At 72.7% G+C, this 19,163-nt stretch carries 15 protein-coding genes; 8 read left to right on the top strand and 7 right to left on the bottom strand.

Going from position 1 to position 19,163, the window contains the following annotated elements; translation table 11 throughout:
• Window positions 1–35 precede the first annotated feature (35 nt).
• The 3 genes from ACWC2B_RS32430 (at window position 36) to ACWC2B_RS32420 (ending at window position 7,345) form a co-directional block, all read left to right on the top strand.
• Window positions 36–1,562 (top strand): hypothetical protein, encoded by a 1,527-nt coding sequence (locus tag ACWC2B_RS32430; RefSeq protein WP_450722921.1) that lies wholly within the window; start codon window positions 36–38, stop codon window positions 1,560–1,562.
• 226 nt (window positions 1,563–1,788) lie between these two features.
• Window positions 1,789–2,697, top strand: coding sequence for a hypothetical protein (locus ACWC2B_RS32425; RefSeq protein ID WP_450722919.1), 909 nt, complete (start codon window positions 1,789–1,791; stop codon window positions 2,695–2,697).
• Window positions 2,698–2,737: 40 nt separating this feature from the next.
• Entirely contained in the window at window positions 2,738–7,345 is a 4,608-nt protein-coding gene (locus ACWC2B_RS32420; RefSeq protein WP_450722917.1) for a hypothetical protein, read from the top strand.
• Between the two features lie 65 nt (window positions 7,346–7,410).
• Here the strand turns inward: ACWC2B_RS32420 and ACWC2B_RS32415 are convergent, their stop codons facing one another.
• Window positions 7,411–7,875, bottom strand: a complete 465-nt coding sequence (locus tag ACWC2B_RS32415) for a hypothetical protein (protein ID WP_450722915.1) — start codon at window positions 7,873–7,875, stop codon at window positions 7,411–7,413.
• 399 nt (window positions 7,876–8,274) lie between these two features.
• Here ACWC2B_RS32415 and ACWC2B_RS32410 point away from each other — a divergent pair, with 399 nt between their 5' ends.
• The 4 genes from ACWC2B_RS32410 to ACWC2B_RS32395 are packed head-to-tail and all read left to right on the top strand — an operon-like array spanning window position 8,275 to window position 12,610.
• Window positions 8,275–11,118: a nitrate- and nitrite sensing domain-containing protein gene (locus ACWC2B_RS32410; RefSeq protein WP_450722913.1), complete on the top strand. Its 2,844-nt coding sequence runs from the start codon at window positions 8,275–8,277 to the stop codon at window positions 11,116–11,118.
• A complete protein-coding gene (locus ACWC2B_RS32405) occupies window positions 11,115–11,558 on the top strand; it encodes a roadblock/LC7 domain-containing protein (RefSeq protein ID WP_344376228.1) in 444 nt (147 codons plus the stop codon). Before ACWC2B_RS32410 ends, ACWC2B_RS32405 begins: the two co-directional genes overlap by 4 nt.
• A 28-nt stretch (window positions 11,559–11,586) precedes the next feature.
• Entirely contained in the window at window positions 11,587–12,024 is a 438-nt protein-coding gene (locus ACWC2B_RS32400; protein WP_450722911.1) for a DUF742 domain-containing protein, read from the top strand.
• The gene (locus ACWC2B_RS32395; protein ID WP_450722909.1) at window positions 12,005–12,610 is read left to right on the top strand and encodes a GTP-binding protein; all 606 of its coding nucleotides are present in this window, start codon (window positions 12,005–12,007) and stop codon (window positions 12,608–12,610) included. The genes ACWC2B_RS32400 and ACWC2B_RS32395 overlap by 20 nt, the downstream gene beginning before the upstream one ends.
• A 73-nt stretch (window positions 12,611–12,683) precedes the next feature.
• Here ACWC2B_RS32395 and glpK read toward each other — a convergent pair whose 3' ends face one another.
• From glpK to ACWC2B_RS32365, 6 genes are all read right to left on the bottom strand, one after another.
• Window positions 12,684–14,195, bottom strand: a complete 1,512-nt coding sequence (glpK, locus tag ACWC2B_RS32390) for a glycerol kinase GlpK (RefSeq protein ID WP_450722907.1) — start codon at window positions 14,193–14,195, stop codon at window positions 12,684–12,686.
• Window positions 14,196–14,238: 43 nt separating this feature from the next.
• Entirely contained in the window at window positions 14,239–14,964 is a 726-nt protein-coding gene (locus ACWC2B_RS32385) for an MIP/aquaporin family protein (RefSeq protein WP_450722905.1), read from the bottom strand.
• 346 nt (window positions 14,965–15,310) lie between these two features.
• Window positions 15,311–16,501 carry a lipid-transfer protein gene (locus ACWC2B_RS32380; RefSeq protein WP_450722903.1) on the bottom strand — a complete coding sequence of 397 codons (1,191 nt, stop codon included), beginning with the start codon at window positions 16,499–16,501 and terminating at the stop codon, window positions 15,311–15,313.
• A complete protein-coding gene (locus tag ACWC2B_RS32375) occupies window positions 16,498–16,953 on the bottom strand; it encodes a Zn-ribbon domain-containing OB-fold protein (protein ID WP_450722901.1) in 456 nt (151 codons plus the stop codon). Before ACWC2B_RS32375 ends, ACWC2B_RS32380 begins: the two co-directional genes overlap by 4 nt.
• Before the next feature lie 91 nt (window positions 16,954–17,044).
• Window positions 17,045–17,422 (bottom strand): Mpo1-like protein, encoded by a 378-nt coding sequence (locus tag ACWC2B_RS32370; RefSeq protein ID WP_450722899.1) that lies wholly within the window; start codon window positions 17,420–17,422, stop codon window positions 17,045–17,047.
• A gap of 177 nt (window positions 17,423–17,599) precedes the next feature.
• Complete coding sequence (locus ACWC2B_RS32365) at window positions 17,600–18,394, bottom strand: M15 family metallopeptidase (protein ID WP_450723008.1); 795 nt, start codon at window positions 18,392–18,394, stop codon at window positions 17,600–17,602.
• Between the two features lie 181 nt (window positions 18,395–18,575).
• On the opposite strand from ACWC2B_RS32365, the gene ACWC2B_RS32360 reads away from it, so the two are divergent.
• Complete coding sequence (locus ACWC2B_RS32360) at window positions 18,576–19,073, top strand: NUDIX domain-containing protein (protein WP_450723006.1); 498 nt, start codon at window positions 18,576–18,578, stop codon at window positions 19,071–19,073.
• The last annotated feature ends 90 nt before the right edge of the window (window positions 19,074–19,163 follow it).

Genomic DNA, 19,163 nt, shown 5'->3' with positions numbered 1-19,163 from the left:
GACCGTTGTCAGTGCGAGGACCTAATCTGTCCACCGTGACTTCGCCTGCCTCGACGGAACCCGTTCCGCCCCAGCTCAGCGCGGCGGCGCGCCCCGCACCGGGCCCGGCCGCCGACGAGGGTCTGGCGCGGCGTCTGCGCGCGCTCGCCTGCACCGCGCCGCTGCACGACCTCGACGTGCGCAAGGCCAACCTCGCGGGCGAGTACTCGGTGTACGCGATGGCCGAGGTGGCCCTCGCCTCCATCGACCTCGTCACACTGAACATGGACTTCGACACGGGCGCCGACCACGAGCAGATCGTGGCCCGGCTCATCCCGCGCGTGGCCGCCCAGGCACCGGCCCGGCCCGCCGCCGAGCACGAGCGGGTGGCCCGCTGGGTCCTGGAGAACCTGATCAACGTGGGCAGCGTGGACCGCGGCTTCCGCGCGGTGTACGGCACGTTCAACCCGGACGGGGTCTATGTCCGCAGGGACTACGACTTCAAGCTCCTCGAAGAGGTCCCCGGGTACGGCGGCGCCGTGTACCTGCGCACCACCGACGAGGCCGTCAACGTCCTGGTGGGCGCCCTCGACACCGACGTCACCAGCGCCCAGATCGCGGCCGAGGTCAAGCTGGAGATCCTGATCAGCCGCGGCCGCCTGGCCGACGCCCAGCTCGCCGCCGAACAGGCCCGCTACCGCACCGTCCAGTACGCCGAGACGCTGCGACGCACCCTGGAGGCCACGCGGCGCAACGTGCGCGCGGTCGACTGGCTCAACGCGGTGCCGGACATGATCGCCGAGGCCCTCGACCACGTCGCCGACCGCTACCGGCACGAGAACGCGATCCTCACCAACATCCGCAAGGCCCGCGACGAGGCGGAGGACCCGGAGCACAAGCGCCGCGCCGCCGAGCTCGTCGACATCGTCAAGGACTGCATCCGCCGCCACACCCAGCTCCAGTCCCGCCTCCTGGAGGCCGGCCCGCTCTTCCGTGCCGAACAGGACCGCCAGGCCTTCGCCCGCCCGGCCGCCCGCTCCGGCCTCGACCTGTACGGACAGCTGGTCGCGCCCGTACTGCCGCTCCCGGTGGAACAGGCGATCCGCGTCACCGACGCCTTCTTCGCCCGCGGCACCGGCCTGCGCACACCGGTGTCCGTCCGGGTCGGCGACCTCGTGGACATACTGCTCACGCCGCCCCTGGAGCGCGAGCACCTCGGCGCGGAGATGCCCGAGCCCGACCTGATCGCCACCCCCGACGACAGCCGGTTCAGCGAGGAGCAGCTCGCCGCCGCCATGGAACTGCTCGACCTGGAGCACGACGCCCCGCGCCGCCTCTCCGGCCTGCTGGCCGAGGCCCGCCGCCTCGACCCCGAACTGCCGTACCTGGTCGCCCTGTTGGCGGTCCACGCGGCGAGCCCGCCGGTGGGCACGGCGTACCGCCAGGGCGAGGAGCGTCTGCTGTTCGCGGTGGACGACGGCACGCAGCTGGACGACCCGGAGTTCGGCGGGGCGGACCTGATCGTGGGGACGGCCCTGCTGGACGCTGCGGGGATGGCGGCGGGCCGAACGGAGGCGGCGTGAGGTTCCCGGGGCTTCGCCCCCGGGCTCCCATGGCGGCCGCGCCCCTCGGCCCCGCAGCAGGGGTGCAGGGGGCGCAGCCCCCGCCGGGTCCGGGGCGGAGCCCCGGGACCACACCTTTCCCATCCGACCCCCGGAGGGTCTCGGGAAGGGGCGGGGTGGGGAAGAGGTCCGCCGCAGGCGCCCACCCCGCCGCGCCCAGCAACGTACGCACCAAGGAGAAGCACCCGTGACCGACCACCACCCCGAGCCCGCGTTCGGCGACGACGCCGAGGCCGCGGCGCCCGCCGCACCCGGCGCCGGCGGCGAAGGCCGGATCACCCCCGCCGACGCCGCCGACGCCGCCCGGCTCGTCGCCTTCGGCCTGCAGCCCAAGCTGCTGCCGGCCAGGGACGCCGAATACGGCGAGCTGCTGCGCCGGCACCGCGAGGACCCCGCGTTCGCGCGCCTCGCCGACGCCGTCGCGGCCGGGCTCGGCCTGATCGTCCTGGAGGTGTCGCCCCGCGCCGGCATGGCCGTGACGGCCGCCGAGGACTCGGTCTTCGCCGTCCGCATGGGCGACTACGCGCGCCGCGCCGCCGCCCCCGACTCCGCCGACCGCTTCCTGCACGGCCTGGCCCATCTCGCCGTCGCCGCCATGGCGTTCCCCCGGCCCGAGGACCTCGCCGACGACGGCTACATCGGGCGGATCACCGTCAACGGCGTGGACGCCTTCGTGCGGCAGGCCTGCCGCCGTCTGGAGGAGCGGGCCGAGGAGACCGGCGAGAACACCGACCCCGAGAGCGGCGCCCCGGGCCTGGAGGCCGCCTGGCGGATCTACGCGCGGCGCAGCTCCACCGGCGCCACCAAGGACGCCCGTCGGCTCGCCGGTTCGACGACCGGCATCGTCGCCAAGGCCGTCGCCTTCCTCACCGAATCCGGCTTCCTCCAGCGGACCGGCGACGACGCGGGCGGCGCCTACCGCACCACCGCCCGCTATCAGTTGCAGGTCCGCGACATGGCGGGCAGCGCCGCCCTGTCCGAGCTGATCGAACTCGGCGTGGTCGCGGTCAGCGACGGCGGCGCCACCCTCCTGCCGCCGTCCGACGCCGACGACCTGGAACTGGCGGCCGACGCCGGGCTGCCGTTCCACTCCTGACCCCGCCTCCCGCCCCCCATCACCACGAGAGTCCGCCGACATGTACGAGTTGTCCCGGGTCCGCCTCTACTCCATCGGGCCTGCCGGTGCGCGCTACGCCGACACCGTGCTCGACCTGCGGGGAGTCGGCGCGCCCGTGCCCAACCCGGCCCCCGCGCAGGCCGAGTTCTTCGAGGACGAGCCGGTCGGCCCGCCGCGCCGCCCGGCACCCGCGGGCGTGCTCTTCCTGGAGAACGGCGGCGGCAAGTCCGTACTCCTGAAGCTGATCTTCTCGGTGATGCTGCCCGGCCACCGCAACACCCTGGGCGGCGCGAGCTCCGGCGTGCTGCGCAAGTTCCTGCTCGCCGACGACTGCGGGCACGTCGCCCTGGAGTGGCAGCACACCCTCACCGGCGAGCTCGTCGTGGTGGGCAAGGTCAGCGAATGGCGCGGCCGCCAGGTCTCCAACGACCCGCGGAAGTTCGCCGAAGCCTGGTACTCGTTCCGGCCGGGCCCCGGGCTCAGCCTGGACTCGCTGCCGGTCGCCGAGTCCAGCGCGATGCGACCGTCCGCCGAGGGCGCCTCGGGCGCCCAGGGCCGCCGCCGCACCATGAAGGGCTTCCGCGACGCGATCACCGAGGCGACCAAGGCGTACCCGCACCTGGAGGTGTACTGGGAGGACATCCACGACCGCTGGAACGAACACCTCGGCGACCTGGGTCTGGACCCCGAACTCTTCCGCTACCAGCGGGAGATGAACGCCGACGAGGGTGAGGCCGCGGGCCTGTTCGCGGTCAAGAAGGACTCCGACTTCACCGACCTGCTCCTTCGCGCCGTCACCGACACCCGCGACACCGACGGACTCGCCGACCTGGTGAGCGGCTTCGGCAACAAGCTCGGCCGCCGTGCCGAACTCACCGCCGAACGCGACTTCACCGCGGGCTCCGTGGAGCTGCTCAACCGGATCGTCGAAGCCGCCGAGAGCCGGGCGCGGGCCCGCGACGTCCACGCCGGGGCCGAACGCCGCACCCGCACCCTCGCCCGCCGCCTCTCCGCCCGCGCCGCCGCCGAGCGGGGTCGTGCCACCGACCTCGCCCAGCAGGTCACCGCCGCCGCCCACCACGTCACGCTCGCCGAGCAGGCGCGCGGCCGCAGCTCCCTGATCGCCTCCGAACTCGCCTACCGGCACGCCTCGTTGGCGCTCGCCGTCGCCGAGAAGGCCGCCACCGCCCAGCGCCGCGAACTGGCCGACGCCCGCACCCTGCACTCCGCCTGGCAGGCCGCCGAGGCCGTGCTCCGCCACCGCGCGGCCGCCGACCGCTCGGCCCGCGTCGCCGCCGCCATCCAGGAAGCCGAACGGGACGCCGCCCCCGCCCTCGCGGCCCGCGCCAAGGCCGCCGCCGATCTCGTACGGGCGCTGCACGCGGCCGCCGAGGACGGCGAGCGCGTCGCGGCCGAGGAGGAAGAGCGCTCAGCCGCCCTTCAGGAGGCGGGCGAGGCCGCCCACCGCGACGCCACCGCCGCCGCGACCGAGGCCCAGCGGGCCCGCAGCGAGGCCGGGCACCTGCGCCAGCGCCTGGCGGAGGTCGAGCAGGAGACCGCCGAGGCCGTACGGGCCGGATGGCTCGACGACAGCGCGCCGGACGCCGACCCGGCCCGCGCGGCCCTCGCCGCCAGCGACGCCGAGAAGACCGCGGTGGCCGGTTGGGACGCGGCCCGCGAAGCCGCCCGCACGGCCGCCGACCGGGCCCGCGAGGCCGCCTCCGTCGAGGCCCGCGCCGAACTGGCCGCGGCCCGCGCCGAGGACGCCGCCCGCGCCGCCGAGAACGCCTACGACGCCGAGCGCCGGGCCGCCGAATCGCTCGCCGCGGAGGAGCGCCTGGCCGAACTGCTCAGCCTGCCCGGAGCCACCGGCGCCGTGCCCGAGCCCCGCAGGCACGACGGCGAGGGAGCCCAGACCCCGCTCACCGCCGAGGAGTTGGACCGCAGCGCCGACGAACTGCGCGCTCTGCTCGACCAGGGCATCGCCTCCGCCGAGCGTCAGCTCTTCGAACTGCGCACGGCCGCCGCCGACGACTCGCGGATCCTCGGCGCCCTCGGCGACGGCGGGCTCCTTCCGCCCAGCCCGGACGTGCTCGCCACCGTCGAGTACCTCGGCGAGCACGGCATCCCGGCGCTGCCCGGCTGGCGCTACCTCGCCCAGGCCGTGGCCCCCGCCGATCACGCCGCCGTGCTCGCGGCCCGACCCGAGCTCGTCGACGGTGTGGTGATCACCGACCCCGCCTCGCACGCCCGAGCCCGCGAAGCTCTCGCGAGCGCCGCCCTGCTGCCGCGCTCCGCGGTGGCCGTCGGCACAACCGCCGCACTGCTCGCGCCCGTTCCGGCCGCGGACTCGGGCAGCGACAGCGGCATCTTCCTCGTGCCGCCGAACCCGGCCATGCACGACGAGGGCGCCGCCGACGAGGAACGCCAGACGCTGCGCGCCCGCGCCACCGCCCGCGACGAGGAGATCCGTACGCTGGCCGCCCGGCTCGCCGGGGACCGCTCGCTCGCCGCCCGCATCGGATCCTGGCGCGCCGACTGCCCGCCCGGCATGCTCGCCGAGCTCGCCACCGCCGCCCACGGCGCCCGCGAGGCCGCCAAGGAAGCCGCACAGGAACTGACCGAGGCCCGCACCCTACGGGCCGAAGCGGACGAGGCGGCCGCCGACACCGCGCGGGTGCGCGACGAACGGCAGGAGGTCGCCCAGCGCGCCCGGCGCGCCGCCGACGCCCTCGCCGGACTCGCCTACCGGCTCCGAGAGCGGGCCGGCTGGCAGGTCAAGCTCCGCGAACTCGCCGACGAGGCAGCCGAGTCGGAGGCCCGCGCCCAGACGTTCCTGGAGCGCGCCAAGGCCGCCGACGAGGACCGCCGCGCCGCCCAGCGCGCCGCCGACGACGCCCACCGCACCTCCCGCGCGCTGCGCGCCGAGCGTGCCGAGATCGCGGGCGCCCCCGAAAACCTTCCGGAGCCCGACGCGGACGCCCCGCGCGCCGCGCTGCCCACCCTGCGTGAGGCCTACCGCGCCGCGTCCCAGCTGTACGAGAAGGTCGGCGTCGGCGCCGATCTGCGCGCCGAGCAGGCCCGCGCCGAGAGCGACGAAAGCGCCGCCCTCGCCGAGCTCGACCGGCTCACCAACAAGGTGCGCACCCGCGCCGCCACCCTCCTCGAAGGCACCGACGGAGCCGACGGCCCCTCCCGCCAGGCCGCCGCGGCCCGCGCCGAGTCGCTCGTCCAGATGCTGGAGACCCGGGCATCCACGGCGAGCGAGCAACTCGGCCGGCTGCGCGGCGAGGCCGAACGCCTGGCACCCGCCGAAGGCGAGACACACACCGAGCTCCCCGAGGACCAGGTGCCCGCCGACGCCGAGCAGGCCCAGGCCCTGCTGCGTACCGCCACCACCGAACTGGCCGCGCGCACCGACGAGTTGGACACTTCCCGCGCCGCCCACGCCGAACTGCTCACCGCCCACCGGGCCGCCGAGGACGCGGCCGGCGGCTTCGACGAGACGGCCGCGCTGCTTCGCGACCTGCTGCGGGACAACAGCCAGGGCCCGGACGAGGACACCGCCCCCGAGCCGTACCCGGGCACCCTGGAGGAGGCCCGGCAGTCCGCCGCCGAGGCCCGCCGCTCCCTGCGCGGCTGCTCCGGCGACCTCTCGGCCGCCGACTCCGCGGTCCGTGAGGCGTCCGACATCCTGGTGCGGCACGCCAACGCCACCCGCTACGAGCAGGTCCGCACCCCGGCCCGCCAGCAGATCCGCGAACTGCCCGCGGCGTCCCTGCCCGAGCACGCCGCCGCCTGGGCCGCCGCCTTCGAACCCCGGCTGCGCGTCCTGACCGACGAGCTTGAGCAGCTGGAACGCAACCGCGACTCCATCGTCGACCGGCTGCGCGGCCTCGTCGAGTCGGCGCTCACCACGCTCCGCTCCGCCCAGCGCCTCTCCCAGCTCCCCGAAGGCCTCGGCGAATGGTCCGGGCAGGAGTTCCTGCGGATCCGCTTCGACGAACCCGACCAGGCCACCCTCACCGAACGCCTCGGCGAGGTCATCGACGAGGCCACCCGCGCCGCCGTCAAGAAGAACTCCGACCTGCGCAGGGACGGCATGTCCCTGCTGCTGCGCGGAGTACAGGCGGCGCTTGAGCCGCGCGGCATCTCCGTGGAGATCCTCAAGCCGGACGCGGTGCTGCGCGCCGAGCGCGTGCCCGTCGGGCAGATGGGCGACGTGTTCTCCGGCGGCCAGTTGCTCACCGCCGCGATCGCGCTCTACTGCACCATGGCGGCGCTGCGCAGCAACGACCGCGGCCGGGACAAGCACCGGCACGCCGGGACGCTCTTCCTCGACAACCCGATCGGCCGCGCCAACGCGACGTACCTCCTGGAGCTCCAGCGGGCCGTGTCCGACGCGCTCGGTGTCCAACTCCTTTACACCACCGGCCTGTTCGACACGACGGCGCTCGCCGAGTTCCCCCTGGTGATCCGGCTGCGCAACGACGCGGACCTCAGGGCGGGCCTGAAGTACATCAGCGTCGAGGAGCACCTGCGGCCCGGCCTGCCCCAGCAGGACACCGCGGGCGAGACCGTGCACGGCGAGATCACCGCGACGCGCATGTTCAAGAAGCCCGCCTGACCGAGGGGTTGAGGCGCCGCACCTAGCGGCGTGGCGCGGTACGGCGGAAGCGGTGGCCGGGCGGCTCAGACGCCGGACAGCCGTCGGCCCGCGCCGTCCGCGGACCGTATTCGCGCCGCCCGCTCGGCCGTACGGGCCGCCCGCCGGGCCCGGCGCCGCTCCTTGCGCAGCTTGCGCGCCGTGCTGCTCGGCATCGACACCACGCCGTTGCGCTGGTTCCACACCTGGCGGGTGACCCAGACGTCGAGCACCCCCCAGGTGGCGAGCACCGTGCTCCCCACGCTGCTCAGCACCATGGGGAAAGCGAGCCACGAACTGGCCAGTGTGCACAGGAAGGCGACCATCGCCTGCATCAGAGTGGCCGCGACGATGATGACGGCGCGCACGGCCGCGGTGCGGACCGGGTCGGGCAGCCGCGGTCGCACGGCAGGCTCTTCCACCCACAACGGCTGCTGCTCAACGCTCATGCCCTCATTCCTCCCCACCCACGGCGCCCCGACGCCTCGCCCCACCGCGCCCCCGACCCACATTCAGGCCCCGGCTCACTGTCACCCCGTACCCACGCCATCCCGTACCCACGGATCCTGCCGCCCGTCCGGCCCGTACCGACAGACACCCCGTAACAGGCATCCCGCAACATCCCGCAACAGCTCGTAACAGACCTCCCGCACAGACAGACGAACGGAACTCCCCGAAGATTCCCGGGATTTGCCCGGAACGCAGAATTCCAGCCATCTGCCACAGTGGTCGAAAAGGCGCCATGACGGGTGTCATCGGCTGCGGACCGGGTCGTCATCTCCCGGAATACCAGGACAACTCATGATCACCGCTCGGGCCGGCGGCCGAAAATCGTCCGGACGTGCCTTCGAGTTGTCTGTGTGTCAGTAGTAGGCTCACGCCGTTTGTTGACGGTTGATCTGGGGGAGGCCATGCGCTTTCGCGGGAAGTCCATCCGCCGGAAGATCGTGGCGTTGCTGCTCGTGCCGCTTGTCTCCCTCACCGCGCTGTGGGGGTTCTCCACCTATCTCACCGGCCGGCAGGCCAACGAGTTGATGGACGTGGCGAACATCGTCAAGAAGGTCGGCTACCCCATCGAGGACACCGTCCGCGTCATCCAGCAGGAGCGCCGCCAGACCCTCGTCTACCTCGCCGACGAGCGCCCCTCCGACGCCCTCGCCGCGCTCCGCGGCCGCCGGTCCGCCACCGACGGCGCGATGGCCCAAATCCGGGCAGCGGCACAGGACTCGGACGTCCGCGGTGACCTCCAGCCCGTCGCGAAGGCCCGTCTCAAGGCCGTGCTCGACGGCTTCGACTCCATGGCCTCGCTTCGCCGGTCCATCGACCAGGGCGGTGTCGACCGGGCGCAGGCGCTGGAGTTCTACAACCGACTCATCGACCCCTGCTACAGCTTCCTCATGAATCTCCATGCCCTGGAGAACGTGGAGATGGACAAGCAGGGCCGGGCCCTCGTCGGCATCACCCGGGCCCGCGAGATGCTGTCGCGCGAGGACGCCCTCGTCGCCTCCTCCCTGATCACCCCGAAGACGACGGCCCCCGAACTGCGCCGTATATCCGACCTGGTGGCCAACCGGCAGCTCCTGTACGACACCGAGCTGGAGATCCTGCCCGCCGCCGAACGCGACGTCTTCGAGCAGTACTGGCGCGGCCCCGACACCGAGGCCCTGCGCACCGCCGAAGCCGCGATCATCGACGCCGGGCCCGCCAAGGACCCCCGGCACATCGACGCCGCCCGCTGGCAGCAGACCGCCACCCCCGTCCTCGACCACCTCGCGCAGATGGGCACCGAGGCGGGCAACCGCTACCAGGACCGCGTCGAGCCGGTCGCCTTCAACGTCCTGATCAAGGCGGGGCTCGCCGGTGTGCTCGGCTTCCTCGCCCTGCTGATCTCGCTGTTCATGTCCGTACGCATCGGCCGCGAGCTGATCCGCGACCTCACCCGCCTCCGTAAGGACGCCCACGAGGTCTCCGGAGTCCGGCTGCCGAGCGTGATGCGCCGCCTCGCCGCCGGCGAACAGGTCGACGTCGAGACCGAGGCGCCGCGCCTCGACTACGAACGCGACGAGGTCGGCCAGGTCGGCCAGGCCCTCAACACCCTGCAACGCGCCGCCGTCGAGGCCGCCGTCAAGCAGGCCGACATGCGGCGCGGCGTCTCCGAGGTGTTCGTCAACCTCGCGCGCCGCAACCAGGTGCTCCTGCACCGCCAGTTGACGCTCCTGGACACCATGGAGCGCCGCACCGAGGACACCGACGAGCTCGCCGACCTCTTCCGCCTCGACCACCTCACCACCCGCATGCGCCGGCACGCCGAGGGCCTGGTGATCCTGTCGGGAGCCGCCCCCTCCCGCCAGTGGCGCAAGCCCGTCCAGCTCATGGACGTCGTACGGGCCGCGGTAGCCGAGGTCGAGGACTACGAGCGCATCGAGGTGCGCAGGCTGCCCCGGCTCGGTGTCGGCGGCCCGGCCGTCGCCGACCTCACCCACCTCATCGCCGAACTCCTGGAGAACGCCACGGTGTTCTCGCCCCCGCACACCGCCGTCCAGGTGCACGGCGAGCGGGTCGCCAACGGCTTCACCCTGGAGATCCACGACCGCGGCCTCGGCATGGCCCCGGAAGTGCTGCTCGACGCGAACCTGCGGCTCGCCGAGACCCCCGAGTTCGAGCTCTCCGACACCGACCGGCTCGGCCTCTTCGTGGTCAGTCGGCTCGCCCAGCGCCAGAACGTACGCGTCTCGCTCCAGCCGTCTCCGTACGGAGGCACCACCGCCGTCGTGTTCATCCCGGCGACACTGCTCACCGACGCGCCCGACACCGAGGGCACCGGGTTCCGGCTCGACCGCAAGGCAGCCAAGAGTGACGGCAAGAGCGTCCCGGACGCCCCGCGCCGCGCGCTCTCCCCGTTGCCCGCCGGCATTCCGGGCCAGCCGGTCCTGGACGGCCCGGTCGAACTGGAGCCCCCGCTCGACCCGTTGGGCCTCGACGTGCCCTCCGTACTCGAAGCGCCCCCGGGCCTCGACGAGATCGAGGCGTCGCGCAGCGGACTCCTCCGCTCGGCCCGCCGGGTCCCCGAGCCGGCCGACGACCGCCAGCAGCATCAGCAGGCCGCCGACGAGGGCGAGGAGCAGGGCCCCGTGCCGCTGCCGCGCCGCCACCGGGTGCCGACCCTGGTCAGCGACAACGGCCGCCGCGTGGACGGCCCCGGGCGCGGCCATCCGGCCCCCGAGCCGGACCCGGCCCCCGAGGGCCGCGCCTTCGGAAACCGCCTTCCCGAGCGCCGTACGCACCAGCCGCCCCGGCCCTCAACTCCCCAGGCCCCGCAGCCCCTTCGGCCCGCGCCGCAGCCGTCGGGACTGACGCCGGTGAAGCCCGCGGGCCTGGCCGAGCCGTCCGGGCCGGGGCCCGCCAACCCGGCCGACCTGCCGGGCGCGCCCAGCTCGGCACCGTCCTGGGGCAGCCTCCCCGGACCGCAGCGGCCCGAGGACGAGGCCCCGCTCGGCGGGCTGCCCCGCCGGGTCCGCCAGGCCAGCCTGGCCCCCCAGCTCAAGGACGCCCCCGACGGCCGCCACCCCGCGCCCGACGAGGGGCCCGAGCCGGAGCGCGACGCCGACGAGGTGCGTGACCGCATGGCCGCACTGCAGCGCGGCTGGCAGCGCGGCCGCCGCCAGAACGCCGCACCGGACACCGCGGAAGGACCATCCGCACCCGCCCGGGGCGACACCGCACGACGAACCACACCGGAGGGGGACGGTCGATGACCGCGCCACAGGACTCAGCCGCAGCACGCAACGCAGGGAGCGGTTCCGGCGAACTCAACTGGCTCCTCGACGAGCTGGTCGACCGCGTCGGCTCCATCCGCAAGGCGCTGGTGCTCTCCAGCGACGGCCTCGCCACCGGAACCTCGCGGGACCTGACCCGCGAGGACGGCGAGCACCTGGCCGCCGTGGCCTCCGGCTTCCACAGCCTCGCCAAGGGCGTCGGCCGCCACTTCGAGGCGGGCAAGGTCCGCCAGACCGTCGTCGAGCTCGACGACGCCTTCCTCTTCGTGACGGCCGCCGGCGACGGCAGCTGTCTGGCCGTCCTGTCCGACGCCGACTCCGACGTCGGCCAGGTCGCGTACGAGATGACGCTGATGGTCAAGCGGGTCGGCGCCCATCTGACCACCGCACCACGGACCGGCCTGCACACCGGAGGGTGAGTGGGGTACGTCATGAGCGGGGGACGCGATGAGTGACGCAGACCAACGGACCCAGGGGCAGCCGCAGGACCAGGCGGCGGCCCCCGGGCGGCCGCACCACTGGTTCGACGACGACGCGGGGCCGGTGGTGCGTCCGTACGCCATGACGCGCGGCCGCACCACCAGCGCCGGCCAGCACCGTCTCGACCTGATCGCCGTGGTCGTCCCGGAACCCGCCGCCGACGACCCGGGCCGCGACCAGACGCTCTCACCGGAGCACGTGGAGATCGTCGAACGGTGCGGCGACTCCCCGCAGTCGATCGCCGAACTCGCGGCCGGACTCGACCTCCCCGTCGGGGTGGTCCGGGTCCTGGTCGGCGATCTCGTCGCCGACGCCCTGGTGCATGTAACCCGACCCGTTCCGCCGGCCGAGCTGCCGGACGAGTCCCTTCTCCGCGAGGTGATCAATGGCCTTCGGGCGCTCTAGCCGCAGGAAGCGGCACGTCGATCCGGTGACGCTCAAGATCCTCGTCGCCGGCGGCTTCGGCGTCGGCAAGACCACCCTGGTCGGCGCGGTGAGCGAGATCCGGCCACTGCGTACGGAGGAACGCCTCAGCGAGGCGGGCCGCCCGGTCGACGACCTCGCGGGGGTGGAGGGCAAGAGCACCACCACGGTGGCCATGGACTTCGGGCGCATCACGCTCCGCGAGGACCTGGTGCTCTACCTCTTCGGCACCCCGGGCCAGGACCGGTTCTGGTTCCTGTGGGACGAGCTGGCGCAGGGGGCGCTCGGCGCGGTCGTCCTCGCCGACACCCGCCGCCTGGAGGACTGCTTCGCCGGCATCGACTACTTCGAACGGCGCGGCATCCCGTTCACCGTCGCCGTCAACTGCTTCGACGACGCGGCCCGTTACCCCGTCGACACCGTGCGCGCGGCCCTCGATCTCGACCCCGAGGTGCCGCTCCTGATGTGCGACGCGCGCGTCCGCGAGTCCGTCAAGGAGATTCTCGTCGGCGTGGTCGAGCACGCCATGGCGATGTCGGCGAAGGCCCGTCAGCCCGCCGCCACTTGAGGCTCTCCTGTAGAGCGTGCAGCGCGGCCCGTACCCCCACCGACCGGGGTACGGGCCGCGCGTCCGTGGGGGCCTACCGGCCGTCCTCCTCGTGCCAGCCGAGGCTGCGCTCCACCGCCTTGCGCCAGTTGGCGTACTCGCGCTCGCGGACCGGGCCCTCCATACGCGGAGACCATTCCACATCGCGCTGCCAGTGCGCCCCCAGTTCGTCGAGGTCCGACCAGACGCCGGTGGCGAGCCCGGCCGCGTACGCCGCCCCCAGGCAGGTCGTCTCGGACACCTTGGGACGGATCACGGGGACCCCGAGCACGTCCGCCTGATGCTGCATCAGGAGATTGTTGGCGGTCATGCCGCCGTCCACCTTGAGCGTCGTGATCTGCACTCCCGAGTCCTGGTACATGGCGTCGACGACCTCACGGGTCTGCCAGCTCGTCGCCTCCAGGACCGCGCGCGCGAGGTGCGCCTTCGTCACGTACCGGGTCAACCCCGTGATGACGCCCCGCGCATCGGAGCGCCAGTAGGGCGCGAAGAGCCCGGAGAAGGCGGGCACGATGTAGGCCCCGCCGTTGTCGTCGACGCTTGCGGCGAGGGCTTCGATCTCGTCCGCGCTGCGGATGATGCCGAGCTGGTCACGGAACCACTGGACCAGCGCCCCGGTGATCGCGATCGACCCCTCCAGGCAGTAGACCGGCGCCTGTTCACCGATCTTGTACCCGACCGTCGTGATCAGCCCGCTCTTCGAAGGGACCGGTCGGGTGCCGGTGTTGAGAAGCAGGAAACTCCCCGTTCCGTACGTGTTCTTCGCCGTCCCGGTGCCGAAGCAGGCCTGTCCGAAAATCGCCGCTTGCTGGTCGCCGAGCGCAGAGGCGACGGGAACGCCCGCCACTTGGCCGACGGCGGTGCCGTAAACCTCCGCCGAGGACCGGATCTCCGGAAGCACCGCCTGGGGCACGTTCATCGCGGCGAGGATCTCGGGGTCCCATTGCAGAGTCTCCAGGTTCATCAGCATCGTGCGCGAGGCGTTGGTGACATCCGTGACGTGCACACCGCCGGACGTGCCGCCGGTCAGGTTCCAGATCAGCCAGGAGTCGATGGTCCCGAACGCGATCTCGCCGCGTTCGGCGCGGGTCCGCAGCCCGGGGACGTTGTCGAGCAGCCAGGCCGCCTTGGGCCCCGAGAAGTAGCTCGCAAGGGGCAGCCCGGTGGCCTCGCGGAACCGGTCCTGCCCGTCGGTGGCGCCCAGTTCGTGGCAGAGCGCGGAGGTCCGGGTGTCCTGCCACACGATCGCGTTGTGCACGGGTTTGCCGGTCGCCCGATCCCAGAGGACCGTCGTCTCGCGCTGGTTGGTGATGCCGAGCGCGCTGAGCTGCTCCGCGCGCAGCCCGGCCCGGGCGAGCGCGCCCGCCACCACGGCCTGCACCTTGGACCAGATCTCGGTGGCGTCGTGCTCCACCCAGCCGGGCTTGGGGAAGATCTGCCGGTGCTCGCGCTGGTCGACGGCGACGATCGCTCCGTCCTGGTTGAAGATGATGCAGCGGCTGGAGGTGGTGCCCTGGTCGATCGCGGCGACGAACTTGTCCGTCATGGCTACCCCTGGTTCTGAAGACTGCGGTTCTGAAGGCTGCGGGTCAGAAGGCTGCGTGGTGGATGAGGCCGCCCAGTGCCCCGCCGATCAGCGGCCCGACCACCGGGATCCAGGCGTAACTCCAGTCGGAGGTCCCCTTGTTGGGGATCGGCAGCAGGGCGTGGACGATGCGCGGACCGAGGTCGCGTGCCGGGTTGATGGCGTACCCCGTGGGGCCGCCGAGCGAGAGGCCGATGCCGACCACGAGCAGCGACACGACAAGCACTGTCACGCCGGACTCGCCGAGCCCCTTGGTGTTGCCGAAGGAGAGGACCGGCAGCACGAGCCCGACGGTCGCGATGATCTCGGTCACCAGATTGGCGACCGGGTTCCTGATCTCCGGAATCGTGGAGAAGATGCCGAGCGTCGGCAGCGCGTCGTCCTTGTCGGCGTTGGCCTGGAACTGCGCGAAGTAGGTGAGGTAGGCGAGTACGGCGCCGAGCACCGCGCCCGTCATCTCACCGCAGAGGTAGATCCACACCTTGTCCCAGCTGCCGGTGTCGATCGCGATGCCGATGGTGACGGCCGGGTTCAGCTGACCGCCCGAGAGCGGCCCGGCGGTGTAGGCCCCGGCGAGCACGCCGAAGCCCCAGCCGAACGCGATGACGACCCAGCCGGCCGCCCTCGCCTTGGAGTGCTTGAGGGTGACGGCGGCACACACCCCGGCCCCGAACAGGACCAGGATCGACGTGCCGAGCACTTCACCGACGAATATGTCCCCGTTGCCCATTGCGGCTCCTAGGCCCTCGCCCGGGGTGTGCCCCGGTATCCGTGCACGGTGCGCGTTTCCCATGGCGGCAAGACCGGCCGAGGGGCGAACCCGGACGCCGGCCGGCGTCGCGTCGAGCGTGCCCCTGTGGCGGAATCACCCGTGGCGGCGGCGCCGGACAGCCGCGCGACTGTTGCGCGGCCGGGAGCCGGAAAACGGCGATGCCGAGAGACAACGGGAAGTTTTCACCGGCCGTGATGGACCGTCAAGGTCGCCGACAGCATGGGCTGTTGGGATACGGGGTGGCGTATACGGGCGGGTAAGTGCCGGATGCCCGGTACGTGTCCAGGTGGTCGGGCATGTCGGCTCAGCGCACCGCCACCACCGAGGAGCCATGTCCGAAAAGGCCCTGGTTCGCGGTGATTCCGACCCGGGCGCCGGCGACCTGCCGTGCTCCTGCGGAGCCCCTCAACTGCCAGGTCAGTTCGCATACTTGGGCGATGGCCTGCGCGGGCACGGCCTCCCCGAACGACGCCAATCCGCCACTCGCATTGACCGGGATCCGCCCCCCGAGCGCGGTCGCCCCGTCCCGCACGAGCTTGGCGCCCTCGCCGGCGCCGCACAGCCCCAGGTCTTCGTACCACTCCAGCTCAAGCGCGGTGGACAGGTCGTACACCTCGGCCAGCGACAGGTCCTCGGGCCCGATGCCCGCCTCTTCGTACGCGGCCCGCGCGACGGAGGCCCGGAACGAGTGCGGCGAGGGCTCGACGGCGGCCGCCGAGTCGGTCGCGATGTCGGGCAGGTCCAGGACCGCCTTGGGGTAGGTGGGGGTCACCGTCGAGACGGCGCGGATGCGGACCGGGTCGGCGGCGCCGTGCCGGCGGGCGAAGTCCAGGCTGGTCAGGACGAGCGCCGCCGCGCCGTCCGAGGTGGCGCAGATGTCGAGCAACCGCAGTGGGTCCGCGACGACGGCCGAGGCGGCGACCTCCTCGGCGGTGACGGCCTTGCGGTAGCGGGCGTTCGGGTTGAGCGCGCCGGCCGCCGCGTTCTTCACCTTGACCTGCGCGAAGTCCTCGACGGTGTCGCCGTGCAGCGCCATGCGGCGGCGGGCGTACAGGCCGAAGTAGGCCGGGTTGGTCGCGCCGAGCACGCGGAAGCGCAGCCAGTCCGGGTCGTCGTGGCGGTCGCCCCCGGCCGGCGCGAAGAACCCCTTGGGCGCCGCATCGGCCCCCACCACGAGCACCACGTCCGCCATCCCGGCCAGGATCTGCGCCCGCGCGGTGTTGATCGCCTGCGCGCCGGAGGCGCAGGCCGCGTACACGCTGGTCACGCGCGCGCCCTGCCAGCCGAGCGCTTGCGCGAACGTCGCCCCCGCCACATACCCGGGGTAGCCGCCGCGCACCGTGTCCGCGCCGACCACGGAGCGCACGTCCGTCCAGTCGACCCCGGCATCGGCGAGCGCGGCCCGGGCCGCCACCGTCCCGTACTCGACGAAACTCCGACCCCACTTGCCCCACGGGTGCATTCCCGCACCCAGGACCGCGATGTCGCCGCTCATGCCGCCACCTCCACGGGCCGCCAGTGCCAGGTCGTCCAGGTGGTCTCCGCGTCCTCATTGAGCACGCCGGGCACCACCTCGACCTCCATCCCGACCGCGAGATCGGCGGTGCTCACCCCGGGCGCGGCCTGGCCGAGCACGATCATCCGCTCAGCCGTCAGCTCGACGGCGACGAGCACATAGGGCTCCCACTCCACCTGCGGGTCGGACACATAGGGTGCGGGCGGCCGGTAGCGGCCGTCGGTGTACGACCACACGCGACCCCGCTGGGAGAGTGGCACCTCCTCCAACTCACCACCTGAGCAGGCGGGGTTGCGGCAGAAGGAGTCCTCGCGCGGAAAGAAGACGGAGGAACAGGCGGCGCACCGGGTGCCGAGCAGCCGGAAGTCCTGTCCCTCCGCGTCCGTGAACCAGCCCGCCACTACAGGCGTGCGCGTGCGTGCGTCTGTCAAGTCCCCTCCCGGCACCGGCTTCTGACGGAACGTCAGAAGTGTGCCACGGGCAACCGGAGTTGGGGAGGGGCGGTCGGGCCCGGGCCCCGGCTCAGCGGTTCTCGGCCAGCCACTTGGCGGCGATCTCCCCGAGCTCGCGGTCGCGCCCGGCCAGCATCATCGAGATCATCTGCCGGTCCCCGCGCAGCGACCAGCCGGGGTGGCCGAAGGTGGCCGGGTTGTTCTTCTCGATGAACCAGTGAGCGGGCCAGGCGGTCCCGTACCCGATGAGCGGCAGCGCGAGCGCGTACCGCTTCCGCCCGCGCGCGAGCCCGTAGGCGCTGATCGCGAGCCCGGTGAGGGTGCCCGTCAGATGCACCCAGCGGGTGGCGGCCCTGGAGTGCATCGCCACGTAGTAGGGCCAGAACTCCTCGTACGAATCGAACGTGGGCTTCGTCGCGTCGGATGTGGGCTCCGTCGTGTTCGTCATGCGGCAGAACCTAATCGCTCTTCGGAGAACCGGATACGGCTGCTGCGCGTCCGAGAAGACAGAGCGGGCGCCCGGGACCCACGGGGGTGGCCCCGGACGCCCGCTCGATCCTCAAGCGGAATCAGGTGCCGCAGGCATACACACTGGCCGCGACGAGATGACCGGACGAACCGGAACTCAGTGCCCGGCCACGGACCGCCACGCCACGGGGAAGTCGAAGTAGGTGTCGGGGAACAGCTCCGGCTGATAGGTGAAGTGCCACCACTCCTCGGGCAGATTGACGAAGCCCTGTGCCTGAAGGGTGCTCTTCAGGAACTGCCGATTCGCCCGCTGTACGCCCTGGATGCGCGGGTCGTCGGTGTGCGCCAGGGTGTCGAAGCAGTCAAAACCGGTCCCCATGTCGGCGGAGTTGTCGGCGAACCGCTCGTTCTTCGGTGCGTAACAGGGCACGAGCGGCTGCCCCGGGTGGTACGGCCGGGTGGGGAGAGCGGGCAACTTCACGAGGGTGAGGTCCATCGTGCTGCCCCGGCTGTGCCCCGACTTCTCGGCGATGTACCCGTCCGCGAAAAGCCTCGACTTGTCGACACGTGGATAGAACTCCGCCTTCATCCGCTCGTCGTCCAGATCCTTCGCCCAGCGCACGAAGTGGTCGACGGCCCGCTGAGGCCGGTAGCAGTCGTACACCTTCAGGGAGTAGCCCCGCCGCAGCAGCTTCAGCTGCGCCCGGTGCAGTGCCTCGGCGGCCGGCCTGGTCAGGATGCACAGCGGCTGCCGGTAGCCGTCGATCGGCTCGCCCACGAAGTCGTGGGGGGTGATGTAGCGCATCTCCTGAATGATCGAGGGATCGACGGAACTCAGCGCCACGAACACCTCGGGCGCCTTCGGCTCCGGTGCCGCCTGGGCGGTGGGTGTGAGGGCGGTGACGGTGAGCAGCGCGGCAGCGCCGGCGACGAGCCCGCGCAGCGTCCGCAGCGCCCGCGACGGCGTCCGCCGGGCGGTGGTGTCCTGTCGTTCGGTACGTCGTGTCATGGGCACACCCTCTATCAGGTCAACTGGTGGGTGGGGAAGGGCGGTTGGTTCGATCGGTGCTATCGGTTTAGGAATGGGCATCGACTAGAGTCCGCGCGTGACCGTGCCCCCGAAGCAGCCCCTCATGGACTCCCACTGCGCCGCGTGCGGAGTGCCGTACGCGGCGCCGGACAGCGCCTGGCCCCGCTCCTGTACGGCCTGCGGCACGGTCGCGTACCGCAATCCGCTGCCCGTCGCGATCGCGCTCCTGCCCGTTGTCGACGCACGCGGCACCGGCCTCGTCGTCATCACCCGCACCATCGAGCCGCGCCTGGGCGGCCTCGCGCTGCCCGGCGGCTTCATCGACCTCGGCGAGACCTGGCAGGACGCGGTCGTACGCGAACTCAAGGAGGAGACCGGCATCGAGGCCCCGGTCGGCGAGGTCCGCCTGGCGGATGCCCTGAGTTCCCCCGAACACCTCCTGGTATTCGGCCTGTTGCCCGCCCGCCCGGCTGACACGCTGCCGCCCACGCGACCCACCGGGGAAACCGAGGGCTGGGAACTGCTGCGTGAACCAGCCGAGTTGACCTTCCCGCTGCACACGGAGGCGGTACGCAAGTGGTTCTCGGGGGAGTACCGCTAGACGAGTAGTTCCGATTGCTGGGTTCTCAGACGTGGGGAGGGTGTCCAACATCGGGTTGTGACGACCGATTTAGACACCCTCTTGACGGCA

Source organism: Streptomyces sp. NPDC001415 (assembly GCF_053597395.1).
Note: the sequence above shows the minus strand (reverse complement) of the source record. Positions and strands in the feature narration are given on the sequence as shown.